We start from the raw sequence: 14,850 nt of genomic DNA, 5'->3' as shown, positions 1-14,850 counted from the left end.
CAGGTGTTTATCGACTATTTTGGTCCGCTGCCGTCCGTCGGCAGCGCTGCGTCGCCGACGGTATGAGCGACGGTATAGCATCTTTCTCTGCAGACGATCCATTTTGATACCGTCACTGCGCGTGACGGTATCAAACACGGTATCAGTTTATGGAGGATTGCATGCTGACGGACTTCGAATTGCGGGCGCTCAAGCCGACCGGCAGGATGTACAAGGTCGCTGACCAGCGTGGCCTTTACGTGGCGGTCACCTCGGCCGGAGCAGTGAGTTTCCGCTTCGACTATCGTCTGAATGGACGTCGGGAGACCCTTGTCATTGGCCGCTACGATCCCGCGCTGCCAGCACGAGGCGCACGGGCTGCCGACGAGCTTTCCTTTGGCATGTCGGTGCGTCTTGCGGAAGCAAGGCTGCTCCTCGAGCGTGCTCGTCGGGAAGTAGAACAGGGCGTCAGTCCGTCCAGAAGGAAGGTCGAAAAGCGTGTGGAAGCGGTCGAAGCGATGACGTTCGGGAAGTGGGCCGAAAAATACTTTGCGGAAGCCACGCTCGCAGAGTCGACCCGTGCGATGAGGAAGTCCGTCTACGACCGGAATCTTGCAGCGGAGTTCGGGCGGCTGAAGCTCGAAGAGATCACTCCATCAAGGCTCCTGGTGAGGTGCACCGTGCTCCTGTCGCGTCGCTTCGATCGCGCCGGGGGCATTCGCATTCCCTTTCTCTCGGCCATGTCGATGACGGGATCGCGCGATGGCCAACGCGGCAGTTATCCCGAACTGGTTGACGCGCTGACGCAACACGGCGCGAAGGCGCGGGCCGATGCGGCGCAGTTGTATCGTCGCGTAGCCTTCAATGTACTCGTCTCCAATGTGGATGATCATCTGCGCAATCATGGTTTCCTGTGGACGGGACACGATGGCCGGGAGTTGTCTCCGGCCTATGACCTCAATCCCACCCCAACGGATGTCAAAGCGCGCATCCTGACGACTAACATCGATCTCGACGAGGGAACGTGTTCGGTTGGCCTCCTAGAAAATGCCGCGGAGTTCTTTTGAATGTCGCTGAAACAGGCTCGGGCCACGATTCGGGAGGTGGCCGACGTGACGCGGACATGGCAATCGGTCGCTCAGGAGGTCGGTGCAAGGCGCGCAGAGATTGCCCGCATGGCGAGTGCCTTCGAACACGATGACCTAGCCGCCGCATTACGGTTGTGACGGTATCGAGGAGAGCGTTCGAACGAGTGCGAGCGGTACAACGCTTCACGTGCGATGCCCGACTCGCATGCTAGCGCCGTCATCCGACGTGCCTCGGCGTCGCCAAGTGCCGCCCGGCCTCTCGGCCGGATCTCCGCCTGCAGCGCGCAGCGACCGAAGCGCACTCGACTCTTCCCTCGGCGGTGGTACATTAGGCGTTCGAACTCGAAACATCGGGTGCGCCCCGCGGCAGCGCCCGAAAGGTCATCGGCCTGCGAGCCGGTGCCATTGTGTCCAGCAACGTACGTCCGGACACAGGAGACAACCATGGACGTCCGGCAGCGCGATCACATCGAAACGGTGGTCCTAACCACCACCGGCCAGCCCCCCGTCGCGGCGCGGATGCACGATGCCATCATCCAAAGCTCGTGGCAGCGTTGCGTACACCAGTACGGTCTCGATCCGACTCGCATGCAGGAGGCACGCATCGTTCCGGCGCAGCGGCTGCGCGAGCATCAGCAGCGCATCGACGATTTCGCCCGCATCGCACGGTATGGCCTGGAAACGCTCTACAGCCAGGTCGCCGGGACGGGCTACGTCGTCCTGCTGACGGATGCGGACGGGGTCGCCGTCGACTACCTCGGCGACGAGGGCGCCGATGCCGGATTGCGCCGCGCGGGCCTGTACCTCGGCGCGCAATGGAGCGAGGATGGGGCGGGCACCTGCGCAGTCGGCACGGCGCTGGCGACGGGCTATGCCCTCACCGTGCATCGGAACGATCACTTCGATGCCACGCACATTCCTTTGACCTGCACCGCGGCGCCGCTGTTCGATTCGCACGGCCAGCTCCATGCAATTTTGGACATATCGGCGTTGAGTTCGCCGCTTGCAAAGGATAGTCAAACCTTCGCGCTCTATCTCGTGCGGACCTACGCGAGCCGAATCGAGGATGCGTATTTCCTCAGGCGTCACAGGCGTGACTGGATCCTCAAACTGAGTCCTGCCCCGGAATTCATCGACGTCAATCCCGAGTATCTGATCGCGCTCGATGCGAGCGGCCGTATCGTCGGCCATAACCGCCGCGCTCAGCACATGTTGACGGCCGAGGCCAGTTTGGAGTCGGCGAGTTCGCCGCCGCTCGGCATGCGGTTCGACGCACTGTTCGAATTGCCGCTCGAGCAATTGGGGCGCTTCGTGTATTCGCGTCCGAGCGAGGAGCGCGTCGTCCGCTTGGCGGGGAGCGGCAAGCGCCTGTATCTGAGCGCCATGCCGCCGATGTTGCCTGTGCCCACGGGCGCGGCGGACGATGCGCAAGCGCCGTTGCCGCGCGAATTGGCCGCGCTGTGCGGCGACGACGCGGCGCTGCAGCGTCAATTGCAGCTGGCCGCGAGGCTTGTCGATGCGCCCATCAATTTGCTCATCAACGGCGAAACGGGTAGCGGCAAAGAGTACCTCGCGCGTGCTTTGCATCGAGCAAGCGCGCGTCGCGACGGCCCGTTCATCGCCGTCAATTGCGCCGCGATTCCAGAAACGCTGATCGAGAGCGAACTGTTCGGACACTTGCCCAATAGCTTCTCGGGCGCCGGGTCTAAAGCCAAGCGCGGATTGATCCAAGAGGCCGATGGCGGCACGTTGTTCCTGGACGAGATCGGGGATATGCCGAGAGATCTGCAGTCGCGCCTGCTTCGCGTGCTCGCCGAAGGCGAAGTGCTCGCGATCGGCGCTTCGCGTCCCGTCTCGGTCGACATTCGAGTGATATCGGCGACGCACCATCCGCTCGACCGGCTGATCGGCGACGGACGATTCCGCGAAGACCTCTATTACCGTCTGAACGGCGCGCGGCTCCTCCTGCCGCCGCTGCGCGAACGCAGCGATATCGATTGGCTGATCGACAAGTTTCTCTCCGGATCCGACGGCTCGCGGCGATTCTCACTGTCCGAATCGGCGCGCTCGCAACTGCATCGGCATCGCTGGCCGGGCAACCTGCGCGAACTGCGCAACGCGCTCGAATATGCCCGTGCCGTCTGCAACGACGAACATATCGAGGCGAGCGATCTGCCAGATGGCATCGGCGGGCCGGGAAACTTAGGCCTGCCGGATGCCTCGGCGCCCGGCAAGGCCGAGCAGGTGCGAGCCGCCGTCATCGAACCGGACGCGCGCGAATCCGAATGCGCGCTTCTCACGCGGCACCTGCGCGCCCACGGCTGGAACCTAAGTGCCGTCGCACGCGAATTGGGGATCAGCCGCATGACGCTGTACCGGCGCATGGCGCGCCACGGTATCCAATCGCCGAACCGTAGCGATGCCGTTTCGTCACGCGTCGCCGGCAGCCCGGATGACTCACGATCTTAGCGGTGCCGCAGCGGCCTGCCCGGGCCCACGATACGCCTGTCAACCGCGATACATCTGATGCTGTGACACCTGTTACGGCTTCCGCCGAAACGCCTGCACTTTCCCGCTGAATCTTCGGGGTAATCCCGAAGATTTTGGCCGGAATCAGCATGGCATACCTATTGCAGTTAAGCCTGTCGATACCAATACATTAGGAGACAGGCATGCACGAGCCTTCACCGGTTCGTCCGCCAGCGGTCGGCATCATTGCCAATCCCGTTTCTGCTCGCGACATTCGCCGTGTCGTGGCGAACGCAAACAGCCTGCAATTGGCCGACCGCGTCAATATCGTGCTGCGCGCCATGTCAGCGCTCGGCGCTTGCGGCGTGACACGCGTGTTGATGATGCCGGACCGCGAAGGCCTGATGCCGATGCTCGAGCGGCATCTGAAACGTGAGCGCTCGGCGTCGAGCGGCAGCCAAATATGGCCGCGATTGGAGTGGCTCGCGATGAGCGCGACGGGCCGCGTCGACGATACGCTTCTTGCCGCGCGCTTGATGCGTGAGGCGGCTGTCTCGGCCATCGTCGTCCTGGGCGGCGACGGTACGCATCGTGCCGTCGTGCGCGAGTGCGGGCAGGTTCCTATCGCCGGTTTATCGACCGGAACCAATAACGCTTATCCCGAGCTACGCGAGGCCACATCGGCAGGCCTCGCGGTAGGGCTTTATGCGATGGACCGCATCGCGGCCGATCAGGCGCTCGTCTATAACAAGCGGCTCGACGTAACGCTGTATGCGAGCGGAGGCGCCGTGCACCACGACATTGCGCTCGTAGACGTGGCGATCGCGCACGAACATTACATCGGCGCAAAGGCGCTATGGCGGACCGATTCGCTCGCTGCCATCTACATGGCCTTTGCCGATCCCGAGGCGATCGGCCTGTCGGCGATCGGAGGGATGCTCGCACCGGTGGGCCGGCGCGCACCCGGTGGCCTGCACGTGCAAGTGGCGCCCCCCGAGCCGCACGCGACGCGAGGCGAGGCAGTCGATCCGCTTTTCCATCTTCATGCACCGATCGCACCAGGGCTTTTGCAACCCGTGCCTGTGTACGGCTGGCGCCGCTTAGTCGACGGCGAGCCGGTAATGGTCAGCCAACGCGCCGGTGTAGTGGCCTTGGACGGTGAGCGTGAGATCACGTTCGGGCCGAACGATCGGATGGCGATCACCTTACGCGAGCGAGCGTTCCGTTCCATCGCGGTGGCCGATTGCTTGCGCTACGCCGCCACGCACGGCTTGTTGCGCGCGCAACTTTCGCCGGCGTCAGGCGCGGGAGCGCCAGCCTTCTGACTTTTTTGCACCCTGAAGCAACACACACCAAAGGAGACACGCATGACAGCGAACCCCGCAGCCCTGCCGCTGGGCCGTAAAGAACTGCTCGACTGCTATCGCAAGATGCGCACGATTCGCGAGTTCGAGGAGCGGTTGCACGTCGATTTCTCGCGCGGCGACATCCCTGGCTTCGTCCATCTCTACGCCGGCGAGGAGGCGGCCGGCGTGGGCATCTTGCACCACCTGCACGACGGCGACCGCATTGCCAGCACGCACCGCGGCCACGGCCATTGCATCGCGAAGGGCGTGGACGTGATCGGCATGATGAAGGAGATCTACGGCAAGACCGGGGGCTCTTGCAACGGCAAGGGCGGCTCGATGCACATCGCCGATCTGTCCAAAGGGATGATGGGCGCGAACGGCATTCTGGGCGCGGGCGCGCCCTTGATTTGCGGCGCTGCCTTGGCAGCGAAATTCCGCGGGAAAGGTGAAGTCGGAATTACCTTCGCTGGGGATGGGGCCTCGAATCAGGGCACCTTTCTCGAAAGCTTGAACCTCGCGGCGGTCTGGAATCTTCCCGTCATCTTCGTCATCGAAAACAACGGCTATGCGGAAGCGACGGCGCGCGAGTACGGCACCGCCGTGGATAGCTATGTCGATCGTGCGGCCGGCTTCGGCATTCCCGGCGTCACGGTGGACGGCACCGACTTCTTCGCCGTGCACGAAGCGGCGGGCGAAGTGATTCGACGCGCTCGCGAGGGCGGCGGCCCGTCGCTGCTCGAATGCAAGATGGTGCGCTTTTACGGCCACTTCGAAGGCGACGCACAGACTTACCGGGCGCCCGGCGAGCTCGACGACATCCGCGCCCATCGCGACTGCTTGAAGATTTTCTCGGCCCGCGTCACGCAGGCCGGCGTGCTCACGAAGGGCGAACTCGACGATATCGACGGCGAGATCGCCACGCTCATCGAGCGTGCCGTGCAGGAAGCAAAGGCCGCGGAGCATCCCGAGCCGGCCGATCTGCTGACCGACGTCTACGTGAAGTATTGAACCGCGAACTCGACGAATCAAAGGAAATACGCATCATGGCCCGCAAACTCAGCATGAAGATGGCGATCAACGAAGCGATCGATCAGGAAATGACGCGCGATCCGAGTGTGATCATGCTCGGCGAAGACATAGTCGGCGGCGCCGGCGCCGAGGGCGAGAAAGACGCCTGGGGCGGCGTGCTCGGCGTGACCAAAGGCCTGTACGCGAAGCACGGCGATCGCTTGCTCGATACGCCGTTGAGCGAGAGCGCTTACGTGGGCGCGGCGATCGGCGCCGCGGCGTGCGGCATGCGTCCGATCGCAGAACTGATGTTCATCGATTTCATGGGCGTGTGTTTCGACCAGATCTTCAATCAGGCGGCCAAGTTCCGCTATATGTTCGGCGGCAAAGCGCAGACGCCGGTGGTGATCCGCTGCATGGTCGGTGCGGGTTTCCGCGCGGCTGCGCAGCACTCCCAGATGCTGACCCCACTGTTCACGCACATCCCCGGGTTGAAGGTGGTTTGCCCCAGCACGCCGTATGACACGAAGGGGCTCCTGATCCAATCGATCCGCGACGACGACCCGGTGATTTTCTGCGAGCACAAGAATCTGTACGGATTCGAAGGCGACGTGCCGGAGAACTCGTACGCCATTCCGTTCGGTGAGGCCAATGTCGTGCGCGACGGCAAGCATGTATCGATCGTGACGTACGGGTTGATGGTGCATCGCGCGCTCGAGGCGGCCGCGCAGTTGGCGAAGGAAGGGATCGAAGCGGAGGTGATCGACTTGCGTACGCTTTCGCCGCTCGATATCGATACGGTGCTCGAATCGGTGGAGAACACCGGTCACCTCGTCGTGGTCGACGAGGCCAGCCCGCGCTGCAACATCGCAACCGACATTTCGGCACAAGTGGCGCAGCGCATTTTCGGTGCGCTCAAGGGTCCCATCGAGATGGTCGCGCCGCCCCATGTGCCGGTACCGTTCTCGCCGACGCTCGAAGATCTCTACATCCCGAGCGGCGCGCAGATCGCCGAGGCGGCGCGCCGCACGCTGGGCAAAGGAGGGAAGAACTGATGGCCGCACAGATCATCCCTATCGTCATGCCCAAGTGGGGCTTGGAAATGCGCGAAGGCACCGTGCAGGACTGGCTCGTCAAGGAAGGCCAGCGCATCGACGTGGGCGAGGCGCTCGTCGATGTGGAGACCGACAAGATCTCCAATGCCGTCGAAGCCACGGATGCGGGTCTGCTGCGCCGGATCGTCGCGCAAAGCGGCGAGACGCTTCCTGTCAAGGCGCTGCTCGGCGTGCTGGCCGAGAGCGAAGTGAGCGATGCGCAAATCGAGGCCTACGTCGCCGCATACGAGGTGCCGGCCGCCGGAGGCGATGAAGGCGAGACGGGACCTTCATTCGAGTATGCCGACGTCGACGGAGTTCGTATTCGCTATGCAAGGCGCGGACCGGAGCAGGGCACGCCGGTGGTGTTCATTCACGGCTTCGGGGGCGACCTGAACAACTGGCTGTTCAACCTCGATGCCGTGGCCGATAAACATCCTGTTATCGCACTCGACCTCCCCGGGCACGGGCAGAGTCAAGCCAAACTGCCCGGCGCGTCGATCGCCGCGCTGGCCGAGTTCGTTCTGAAATTCCTGCGCGCCGCCGAGGTGACTGGGCCCGCTCACCTCGTGGGACATTCGATGGGGGGCGCCATTGCGATCCAGATGGCAGTCAGCGCGCCGGAGCGCGTGGCCAGTTTGGCGTTGGTCAGCCCGGCCGGCTTGGCTTCCGAGATCAACGGCGGCTATACCGATGGCTTCGTGCAGGCGCAATCGCGGCGCGAACTCAAGCCGGTATTGGAGCAGCTGTTTGCCGATCAGGATCTGGTGAGCCGTCAAATGATCGACGACATGCTCAAGTTCAAGCGCATGGACGGTGTCGAGCCGTTGCTCGCGCAATTGGGCGCGGCGCTCTTCGGCGGCGGCAAGCAATCGGCGGTGCTAGCCGATGACCTGGCGGCATGGGACAAGCCGGTGCTCGTGTTTTGGGGTAACGAGGACCGCGTGATTCCGGCCGAGCAGGCCGCCCATGCGCCGTCGCATGCGAAGGTGATTCGATTCGACGCTACAGGCCACATGGCCATGCTCGAGAAAGCCAGCGAAGTGAACGCCGCATTGCAACGCCATCTGTCCGGCGGTTGATGTCTTGTCCTTCCGGCCGCTGGGAAGCGGCCGGGCCTCGATTCCTTTTCATCGTTCGAATCGGCCGCGGCTTGCGTTTGGCGCCGCCATGCCCTTCGAGCGGCAATGACACGTTTGGAGACACTTCATGACTTGCTCGACCGACGCTCAACGCGACACCATGCGTGCAGCCGTCTGGCACGGCCGGCACGACATCCGCGTCGAAACCGTCCCGCTGCCCGACGCCCCGCCCGAAGGGTGGGTGCAAATCCGCGTCCATTGGTGCGGGATTTGCGGTTCGGATCTGCATGAATATCTGGCGGGCCCGGTGTTCATCCCCGTGGATACGCCCCATCCGCTCACCGGTATCCAAGGCCAGTGCATTCTCGGTCACGAGTTTTGCGGCGAGATCGCCGCGTTGGGCGCCGGCGTGCAAGGGTTCGCCGTGGGCGAGCGCGTGGCCGCGGACGCTTGCCAGCACTGCGGCCATTGCTATTACTGCACGCACGGGATGTACAACATCTGCGAGAACCTCGCCTTCACCGGCCTCATGAACAACGGCGCATTTGCAGAACGCGTCAACGTGCCGGCCAATCTGCTTTATAAGCTGCCCGATAATTTTCCGACCGAGGCTGGTGCGTTGATCGAGCCGCTCGCAGTCGGCATGCATGCCGTGAAGAAGGCGGGTAACCTGCTGGGGCAGCATGTGGTGGTCGTCGGGGCGGGTACGATCGGACTATGCACGATCGCGTGTGCACGCGCAGCCGGGGCGGCGCAAGTCATCGCGCTCGAGATGTCGGCGGCGCGCAAGGTTCGTGCGAAGGCGGTGGGGGCGAGCCATGTGATCGATCCGTCCTCATGCGATGCGCTGGCTCAGATCCGTCGTTTGACGGGAGGCCTTGGCGCGGATGTGAGCTTCGAATGTATCGGCCACAAGGACACGGCAAAGCTTGCGATCGATACGATCCGCAAAGCCGGCACGTGCGTGATGGTCGGCATCTTCGAGGAGCCGAGCAGCTTCAACTTTTTCGAGCTCGTGTCCACCGAGAAGCATGTGATAGGCTCGCTCGCTTACAACGGGGAGTTCGCCGATGTGATTGCATTCATCGCCGATGGCCGTATCGACGTGACACCATTCATCACCGGCCGGATTCAGTTGGAGGACATCGTGCACGAGGGTTTCGAACAGTTGGTCCACCATAAGGAAAACAACGTGAAGATCATCGTGTCTCCGGGGCAACTGGCGACCGTGTGAGCGCTGCAGCCGAATACCGCTCGATCCAGATGACCATGTCATTCGATATCGTCGATTTCGCAATCGGTTCGGACGACCCCCTCGCCGCCGAGCAGGAGTTGCTGTCGCTGGCTGCGGGGGGGCGGCGCGTTGCGCATCTCTGGCAGGCTCCGCTCTCGCTCGTGGTGCCGCGCAGCTACCGGCGCTACGCGGCGCTCGACCAGGCGCAGGCCGAGTTCGCGCGGCGCGGTTCTCCCGTGTTCTTGCGCATGTCCGGCGGCGGGCTCGTGCCACAGGGGCCGGGCATCGTCAATGTGAGCCTTGCGTATCAAGTACGGGGGACGGTGGGCGAGCTTTCCGAGGCCGTGTATCGGCATCTATGCGAACTGCTGCAAAGGGCGCTTGGGATGTTGGGGTTGCAGACGCATTGGCGGCCGGTGGAAGGCTCTTTCTGCGACGGCCGCTTCAATCTGGCTTGGGGGCCACCGGATGACGTTCGCAAGATTGCCGGCACCGCGCAATATTGGCGTCGTCTCGACGCGGCGGCGGACGGAACGTCGCCGCCGCTGCATGCGGTGCTGGCGCATGCGGTGTTGCTGGTCAGCGCTGATCCCGAGGAAATCAATCAACGCGCGAATGCATTCGAAGCGGCTATCGGAAGCGGCAGGCACTACCTCGCCGGGCGCGTGATCAGCGTACAGCAGGCGCTTTGCGCGGCGGGACTGGGTCTCCCCGCGGCCGATCGCCTCGACCGGGAGGTCATGGCGGCATTGCGCGCCTGCGTTGCGGCCGACTGCTCGGATGGGTGGTCGATAGCGGGCTTAGCCGGTGAGCCGGCCGCCTGATACCGCAGAAGGACTCCTTCAACCGGCCGCTCGCGATAGAAACGTGCCCAAGCGGTCGACGCCTTCGTCGAGTCGCGCGGCATCGCACGCGTAACACCATCGCAGAAAGCCTTCGCCCTCCGGACCGAAAGCGCTTCCCGGCGCGAGTCCCAGCCGCGCCTCGCGCACGAGCCGTTTGCACAGCGCTAAGCTATCGTGCGCGCCGCTCACGCGGAAGAACACGTACATGGCGCCTTCGGGCGTATGCACGTCCACGCCCGGCAGCGCAGCGAGCGCATTGACGAGATGATCGCGCGCGCCGCGCAACCGCGATTGCTCGCTGCGCACGAACGCTTCACCGTCGCGCACGGCAACTACTCCGGCTTCTTGCACGAACGCGGGCGCGCATGACGTGTTGTACTCGATCAGCTTGCTCAGATCCCCCGTCAGCGCCGTGGGCAGCACCATCCAGCCGAGTCGCCAGCCGGTCATCAGCCACGACTTGGAGAACGAGTTCACGCAGATGACGCGTTCGTCCCGCTCGGCGATATCCAAGAACGACGGCGCCGCCGGTTGGCCGCCGTAATAGAGCCGCTCATAGACTTCGTCGGCCAGGATCCAAATGCCATGCTTTCGGCAATGTTCGAGCACGGCCTGTTGCGCTTCGCGCGGCATGACCCAACCCGTCGGGTTGCTGGGTGAATTGATGGTCAAGAGCTTGGTGTCGGGCGTGAGCGAGGCCAGCAGCTTGTCGACATCGAGGGTCCAACCGTGTGCGGCATAGTCGAGCGAGACGGTTCGCACTTGAGCGCCGAGTATCTTCGGTATCTCGACGACGTTCGGCCATAACGGCGTGACGGCGACGGTGCGAGCGCCCGGCCCCACGACCAATTGCGCAGCCAGCATGAGCGCGTTGACGCCGGCGCTCGTGACGGCCACATGATCGACCGAGGTGGCGCCGTGCAATGCGCCGACATAGTCGGCCAGTGCGCCGCGCAGGGCCGGGATGCCCAGATTGTGCGTGTAAAACGTCGCGCCGCGCGACAGCGCATCGGTCGCTGCTGCTCGAATGAAGTCGGGGGTAACGCGATCGGACTCGCCGAACCAAAACGGCAGCACATCCGGTATGCCCAAGCCCGCGTTGGCCACTTCGCGGATGCGTGAGGCACGTAACTCGCGAATCGCGTCGCGTGCTGCGACCGGCGATCTTTCGGTGGGAGCAAGACTGGCGTTCATGAGGCGCGGTGTCCTTGGTCGAATGCGGGAAGGCGCTCAGCCGTGGGGCGTGTCGCGCCGAACAACCATACCAGGAACGCGGGCCGGGCGGTGGCGAAGGCAACGGCGCTGCAGCCACCACTACGAACTTCTGGCGGCGAATCGAGCGAAGTCGATCGTCGGCCTGCTCAAGACCGCTTCGCCGTGACCACGCGCGCGCAACACGGAACGAGGCAAAACAAGCCGGCCAGTAGCCAGAATGCGCCAGGCAGGCCGATTGCCTTGGCCACGAAGCCAACGCCGGCCGGTCCTACGAGAATGCCCGCATAGCCGGTGGTGGTGATGGCGGAGACGGCGAGCGCAGAGGGCATCGCCCGTTGCGATCCCGCGCGGCGAAACAGAACGGGAACGATGTTCGATGCGCCCAGACCGATCAGTGGAAATCCGGTCATCGCAAGGGCGGCCATGGGTGCGGTGAGTAGTGTCGCGAAGCCCGCCGTCGCAAGAATGCCGCCCCACAGCAGCGTCGATCGATCGCCGAATCGCGCCGTGATCGCGTCGCCCCCGAGCCGTCCCGCCGTCATGGCGATGGAGAAAAGCAAATAGCCCAACCCGCCTCGACTGGCGAGCATGAGTCCTTTCTCGGTCACGAGCAGCGCGCTCCAATCGAGCAGCGCACCCTCGACCAGGAACGTAATTGCGGTGAGGCTCGCGAGCAGCAGTACGATCCCTCGCGGCGCGACGAACAGCGGGCCGCCGTTGCGCTGAACCCGTTCGAGCAGGCGTGGCTGTGCGATCGCCATTGCGACGAGCATCAGCACCGCGCACAGCACGGTGCTTGCCTGCGCCCCGATGTGCAAGGAAAGCAGCAGCGTCATCAAACCCGATCCGGCGAATCCGCCGACGCTGAATAGGCCGTGAAATCCGGACATCAACGGCCGGCCGGCGGCACGCTCGACTTCGATGGCGTGAACATTCATCGCTACGTCGAGCGAGCCGAGCGATGCCCCGAATGCCAATAGCGCGAGACCAAGCATAAGAGGGGTGTCGGCGACGGTCAACAAAGGCAGGAACACCGCCAGCCCGATGCCGGCGGACACGATGATCGGCTTGCTGCCATAGCGCGCGCTAAGCGCGCCCGTCAGCGTCATCGCGATCACGGAACCCAGGCCGAGGCAAAGCAGCAAGAGACCGAGCATGCCCTCGTCGACGCCGAGCCGCTGCTTGGCGAAGGGAACGAGCGGCGCCCAGCACGCCACGCCGAACCCGGCCACGAGAAAGGCCAAGCGCGTGGCCAGACGCGTGGCGGGCGTGTCGGCCGGCGTGGCGCCGCGCGCTTGCGAAACGGGCGCGCTCATTCGCGCTCGGGACGTTCGGCCTTGACCACCGACGTACCCGCTTTCGATAGGCTTTCGCACTGCATGTCAGAGATCTCGTATTCGACGACGACATGACCGATGGCCTTGATAGGCGCGACGCGATAGGGCGCGCGCGCGGCAAACTTGTCGGCCGTCGCAAGCGTCACGCTGTTGCGGCTGGCCGCGAGAACCGCGCGCTTGAAAACCGCATCCGCAATGCTGGTTGCCCCTACGCCGGTTTTCGGCGACAGGGCGCAAGCACCGAGGAAACATCGATCGAAATCGAATTGCGCGACGGCCTGGACCGCGCTCGCATCGATGCAGCCTCCAACCATGTGATCGACCGTGCCGCCGATCACGATCAATTGCAAATCGGATCGCCGCAGCACAGCGGCTGCGATATCGATCGAATTGGTCGCCACCGTGAGGTCGCGCTCTTCCGGCAACAAGTCGACGAGCGCCACGTTCGTGCTGCCGCTATCGAGGAACAGCAATTCGCCCGGCTCGATCAACGGCACGGCCGCGCGCGCCAATGCAGCCTTGCGCGCTCGGCCTTCATCGAGGCGCGCCGCCATCGGCGCCGAACCCGGCGCAATCGGCAATGCGCCGCCGTAGACGCGGCGGCAGCGCCCTTGCGCCGCCAGCGCGCGCAAGTCGCGCCGAATCGCGTCTTCCGACACGTCGAATTCGATCGCGAGCGCCGCCGCGACCACCGGCTGGCCCTGGGCAAGCCGGGTTGCGATTGCATCGCGTCGAGCAAGAGGGATGTCTTCGTTCATGGGGGGTAGCATATCGTGCACAAACGAGAATGTAAACGTGCATAAACGTGCATATGCGTTCATTTCAAAAACGCGCAGACACCCGCGTTCACCGCGCGACGCTGGCTTCGCGGCGGCGCGCGTTGTAAGGTTGCGTTCCAGGCGAGCGCCCGAGCCTTGGCTGGATGGCGAACGCTTTGTCACCAAGACACTGACGGAGGAAACGTGGTACTGGAAATGGCTCACATCGAAGTGCTGCCGGGGACGAACGCGGACTTCGAGGCGCGCGTCGAGCAGGCGTTACCGCTCTTTGCGCGCGCGAAAGGCTGCGGCGGAGCGCAATTGCATCGTGTCGTCGAACACGATGCCCGCTATGTGTTGGTCGTGCGATGGGAGACCGTTGAGGACCACATGGTCCACTTCCGGCAATCGGAGGATTTTCAGGTGTGGCGAGGCTTGGTTGGCGGCTTCTTTGCCAAGCCGCCCGAGGTCGTTCATACGGAGGTGCGCGTCCAGTAGGTTCAAGGCGCGGTTCAACGCGCTCGAACGCTCAAACGCTCGGGGCCACGGACGCGCCGGTGATCCCATGCCGCTTCAGGGCTTGCGCAACGAAGCCGGATGCCTTCATTTCTTCGACGAAGGCGCCGAGCGCCGTGGCCGCGGCATCGCCTCGGCTTTTATGAATACCCATGGCTTGCTGGATGACCATGAATCGCTCGCCCAGCATGCGAAGACCTTCGATCGTGCGAGCATCTGCCTCGAGTTGTTGCTTTACGCCTGCCGCCACTTCCAGACCATGCTCCACGAAGGTGTGCACGACGGCGGACGAACTGGGCGCACGAACGATTTGCGCGTGCTCGAGTTCGCGTGTCAGGAATAGATCGTATGCGCTGCCTTTGCCGACGACGACCCGGTTGTGCGGTCGATCGACGTCTTGGTTCGTCCGGATCGGGGAGTCGTTGTGCACGAGATAAAAGCCTTCGATCAAGACATACGGCGCGGTGAAGGCGATTTTCTCGCCGCGAACGGGATCAATGGCAAAAAAGCCGAAATCGGCGCGTTCCTCGCTCACGGCTTCGACGGATTTTCCGGCCGTGTCGAAGATGACCCACTCGAGCGGGACACTCAGCCTTTGGGCGAGCGCCCGCGCGAGGTCGATCGATACGCCGTAAGGTTCGCCCGACTCGGCGTGCCGATTGGCGAGGATCGGGTTGCCGAGATTGATCGAAGCGCGCAGTCTGCCGGTAGGCGCGAACGCGCTTGCAAGAGAAGGGTCGATGTTCATGGCTTTGGGATCGCACCGCCCATGCAGGTGCGGTTTTTCAAAGTTGAAAGAGGGTGATGCGCGAGCGCGGCAGGCGCGCCTTGCCAATCATACCGACGACGGACCGGCGCCGAGCTACACGTACGTCG

At 63.8% G+C, this 14,850-nt stretch carries 13 protein-coding genes; 9 read left to right on the top strand and 4 right to left on the bottom strand.

All coding sequences use genetic code 11. The features are described from left to right. Nucleotides 1-161: 161 nt before the first annotated feature. The 8 genes from QQS38_RS01110 (at nt 162) to QQS38_RS01075 (ending at nt 10,127) form a co-directional block, all read left to right on the top strand. Nucleotides 162-1,046 carry an Arm DNA-binding domain-containing protein gene (locus QQS38_RS01110; RefSeq protein ID WP_479643534.1) on the top strand — a complete coding sequence of 295 codons (885 nt, stop codon included), beginning with the start codon at nt 162-164 and terminating at the stop codon, nt 1,044-1,046. A 465-nt stretch (nt 1,047-1,511) separates the two neighbouring features. Next, a complete protein-coding gene (locus QQS38_RS01105) occupies nt 1,512-3,536 on the top strand; it encodes a sigma-54-dependent Fis family transcriptional regulator (protein ID WP_479643533.1) in 2,025 nt (674 codons plus the stop codon). A 203-nt stretch (nt 3,537-3,739) separates the two neighbouring features. Next, on the top strand, nt 3,740-4,861 hold the full coding sequence (locus QQS38_RS01100; protein WP_479643532.1) for an ATP-NAD kinase family protein: 1,122 nt from the start codon (nt 3,740-3,742) through the stop codon (nt 4,859-4,861). 42 nt (nt 4,862-4,903) lie between these two features. Next, nucleotides 4,904-5,893, top strand: coding sequence for a thiamine pyrophosphate-dependent dehydrogenase E1 component subunit alpha (locus QQS38_RS01095; protein WP_479643531.1), 990 nt, complete (start codon nt 4,904-4,906; stop codon nt 5,891-5,893). 35 nt (nt 5,894-5,928) lie between these two features. Beyond that, entirely contained in the window at nt 5,929-6,948 is a 1,020-nt protein-coding gene (locus QQS38_RS01090; protein ID WP_479643530.1) for an alpha-ketoacid dehydrogenase subunit beta, read from the top strand. Then, the gene (locus tag QQS38_RS01085; protein ID WP_479643529.1) at nt 6,948-8,069 is read left to right on the top strand and encodes an acetoin dehydrogenase dihydrolipoyllysine-residue acetyltransferase subunit; all 1,122 of its coding nucleotides are present in this window, start codon (nt 6,948-6,950) and stop codon (nt 8,067-8,069) included. The genes QQS38_RS01090 and QQS38_RS01085 overlap by 1 nt, the downstream gene beginning before the upstream one ends. Nucleotides 8,070-8,229: 160 nt before the next feature. Next, nucleotides 8,230-9,303 carry a 2,3-butanediol dehydrogenase gene (locus tag QQS38_RS01080; RefSeq protein ID WP_479644071.1) on the top strand — a complete coding sequence of 358 codons (1,074 nt, stop codon included), beginning with the start codon at nt 8,230-8,232 and terminating at the stop codon, nt 9,301-9,303. 35 nt (nt 9,304-9,338) lie between these two features. Next, nucleotides 9,339-10,127, top strand: coding sequence for a lipoyl protein ligase domain-containing protein (locus tag QQS38_RS01075; RefSeq protein ID WP_479643528.1), 789 nt, complete (start codon nt 9,339-9,341; stop codon nt 10,125-10,127). An 18-nt stretch (nt 10,128-10,145) separates the two neighbouring features. On the opposite strand, the gene QQS38_RS01070 is transcribed toward QQS38_RS01075, so the two are convergent. The 3 genes from QQS38_RS01070 to QQS38_RS01060 form a co-directional block, all read right to left on the bottom strand. Further along, nucleotides 10,146-11,342: a pyridoxal phosphate-dependent aminotransferase gene (locus QQS38_RS01070; protein WP_479643527.1), complete on the bottom strand. Its 1,197-nt coding sequence runs from the start codon at nt 11,340-11,342 to the stop codon at nt 10,146-10,148. Nucleotides 11,343-11,509: 167 nt separating this feature from the next. Continuing rightward, on the bottom strand, nt 11,510-12,679 hold the full coding sequence (locus QQS38_RS01065) for an MFS transporter (RefSeq protein WP_479643526.1): 1,170 nt from the start codon (nt 12,677-12,679) through the stop codon (nt 11,510-11,512). Further along, nucleotides 12,676-13,458, bottom strand: coding sequence for a DeoR/GlpR family DNA-binding transcription regulator (locus QQS38_RS01060; protein ID WP_479643525.1), 783 nt, complete (start codon nt 13,456-13,458; stop codon nt 12,676-12,678). The genes QQS38_RS01065 and QQS38_RS01060 overlap by 4 nt, the downstream gene beginning before the upstream one ends. A gap of 216 nt (nt 13,459-13,674) precedes the next feature. On the opposite strand from QQS38_RS01060, the gene QQS38_RS01055 reads away from it, so the two are divergent. Further along, the gene (locus QQS38_RS01055) at nt 13,675-13,956 is read left to right on the top strand and encodes an antibiotic biosynthesis monooxygenase family protein (protein WP_479643524.1); all 282 of its coding nucleotides are present in this window, start codon (nt 13,675-13,677) and stop codon (nt 13,954-13,956) included. Nucleotides 13,957-13,987: 31 nt separating this feature from the next. Here the strand turns inward: QQS38_RS01055 and QQS38_RS01050 are convergent, their stop codons facing one another. Then, nucleotides 13,988-14,722 carry an ABC transporter substrate-binding protein gene (locus QQS38_RS01050; protein WP_479643523.1) on the bottom strand — a complete coding sequence of 245 codons (735 nt, stop codon included), beginning with the start codon at nt 14,720-14,722 and terminating at the stop codon, nt 13,988-13,990. Between the last annotated feature and the right edge of the window lie 128 nt (nt 14,723-14,850).

The sequence above is a fragment of the Trinickia sp. Z7 genome (assembly GCF_056498045.1).
This window is presented reverse-complemented; position numbering and strand designations above follow the sequence as displayed.

What these genes read in the sequence shown, in the direction of transcription:
- QQS38_RS01055 (WP_479643524.1), top strand. Translation starts at nt 13,675, where the DNA reads ATGGCTCACATCGAAGTGCTGCCGGGGACGAACGCGGACTTCGAGGCG.
- QQS38_RS01090 (WP_479643530.1), top strand. Translation starts at nt 5,929, where the DNA reads ATGGCCCGCAAACTCAGCATGAAGATGGCGATCAACGAAGCGATCGAT.
- QQS38_RS01105 (WP_479643533.1), top strand. Translation starts at nt 1,512, where the DNA reads ATGGACGTCCGGCAGCGCGATCACATCGAAACGGTGGTCCTAACCACC.
- QQS38_RS01085 (WP_479643529.1), top strand. Translation starts at nt 6,948, where the DNA reads ATGGCCGCACAGATCATCCCTATCGTCATGCCCAAGTGGGGCTTGGAA.
- QQS38_RS01065 (WP_479643526.1), bottom strand. Translation starts at nt 12,679, where the DNA reads ATGAGCGCGCCCGTTTCGCAAGCGCGCGGCGCCACGCCGGCCGACACG.
- QQS38_RS01050 (WP_479643523.1), bottom strand. Translation starts at nt 14,722, where the DNA reads ATGAACATCGACCCTTCTCTTGCAAGCGCGTTCGCGCCTACCGGCAGA.
- QQS38_RS01070 (WP_479643527.1), bottom strand. Translation starts at nt 11,342, where the DNA reads ATGAACGCCAGTCTTGCTCCCACCGAAAGATCGCCGGTCGCAGCACGC.
- QQS38_RS01095 (WP_479643531.1), top strand. Translation starts at nt 4,904, where the DNA reads ATGACAGCGAACCCCGCAGCCCTGCCGCTGGGCCGTAAAGAACTGCTC.
- QQS38_RS01080 (WP_479644071.1), top strand. Translation starts at nt 8,230, where the DNA reads ATGCGTGCAGCCGTCTGGCACGGCCGGCACGACATCCGCGTCGAAACC.
- QQS38_RS01110 (WP_479643534.1), top strand. Translation starts at nt 162, where the DNA reads ATGCTGACGGACTTCGAATTGCGGGCGCTCAAGCCGACCGGCAGGATG.
- QQS38_RS01100 (WP_479643532.1), top strand. Translation starts at nt 3,740, where the DNA reads ATGCACGAGCCTTCACCGGTTCGTCCGCCAGCGGTCGGCATCATTGCC.
- QQS38_RS01075 (WP_479643528.1), top strand. Translation starts at nt 9,339, where the DNA reads ATGTCATTCGATATCGTCGATTTCGCAATCGGTTCGGACGACCCCCTC.
- QQS38_RS01060 (WP_479643525.1), bottom strand. Translation starts at nt 13,458, where the DNA reads ATGAACGAAGACATCCCTCTTGCTCGACGCGATGCAATCGCAACCCGG.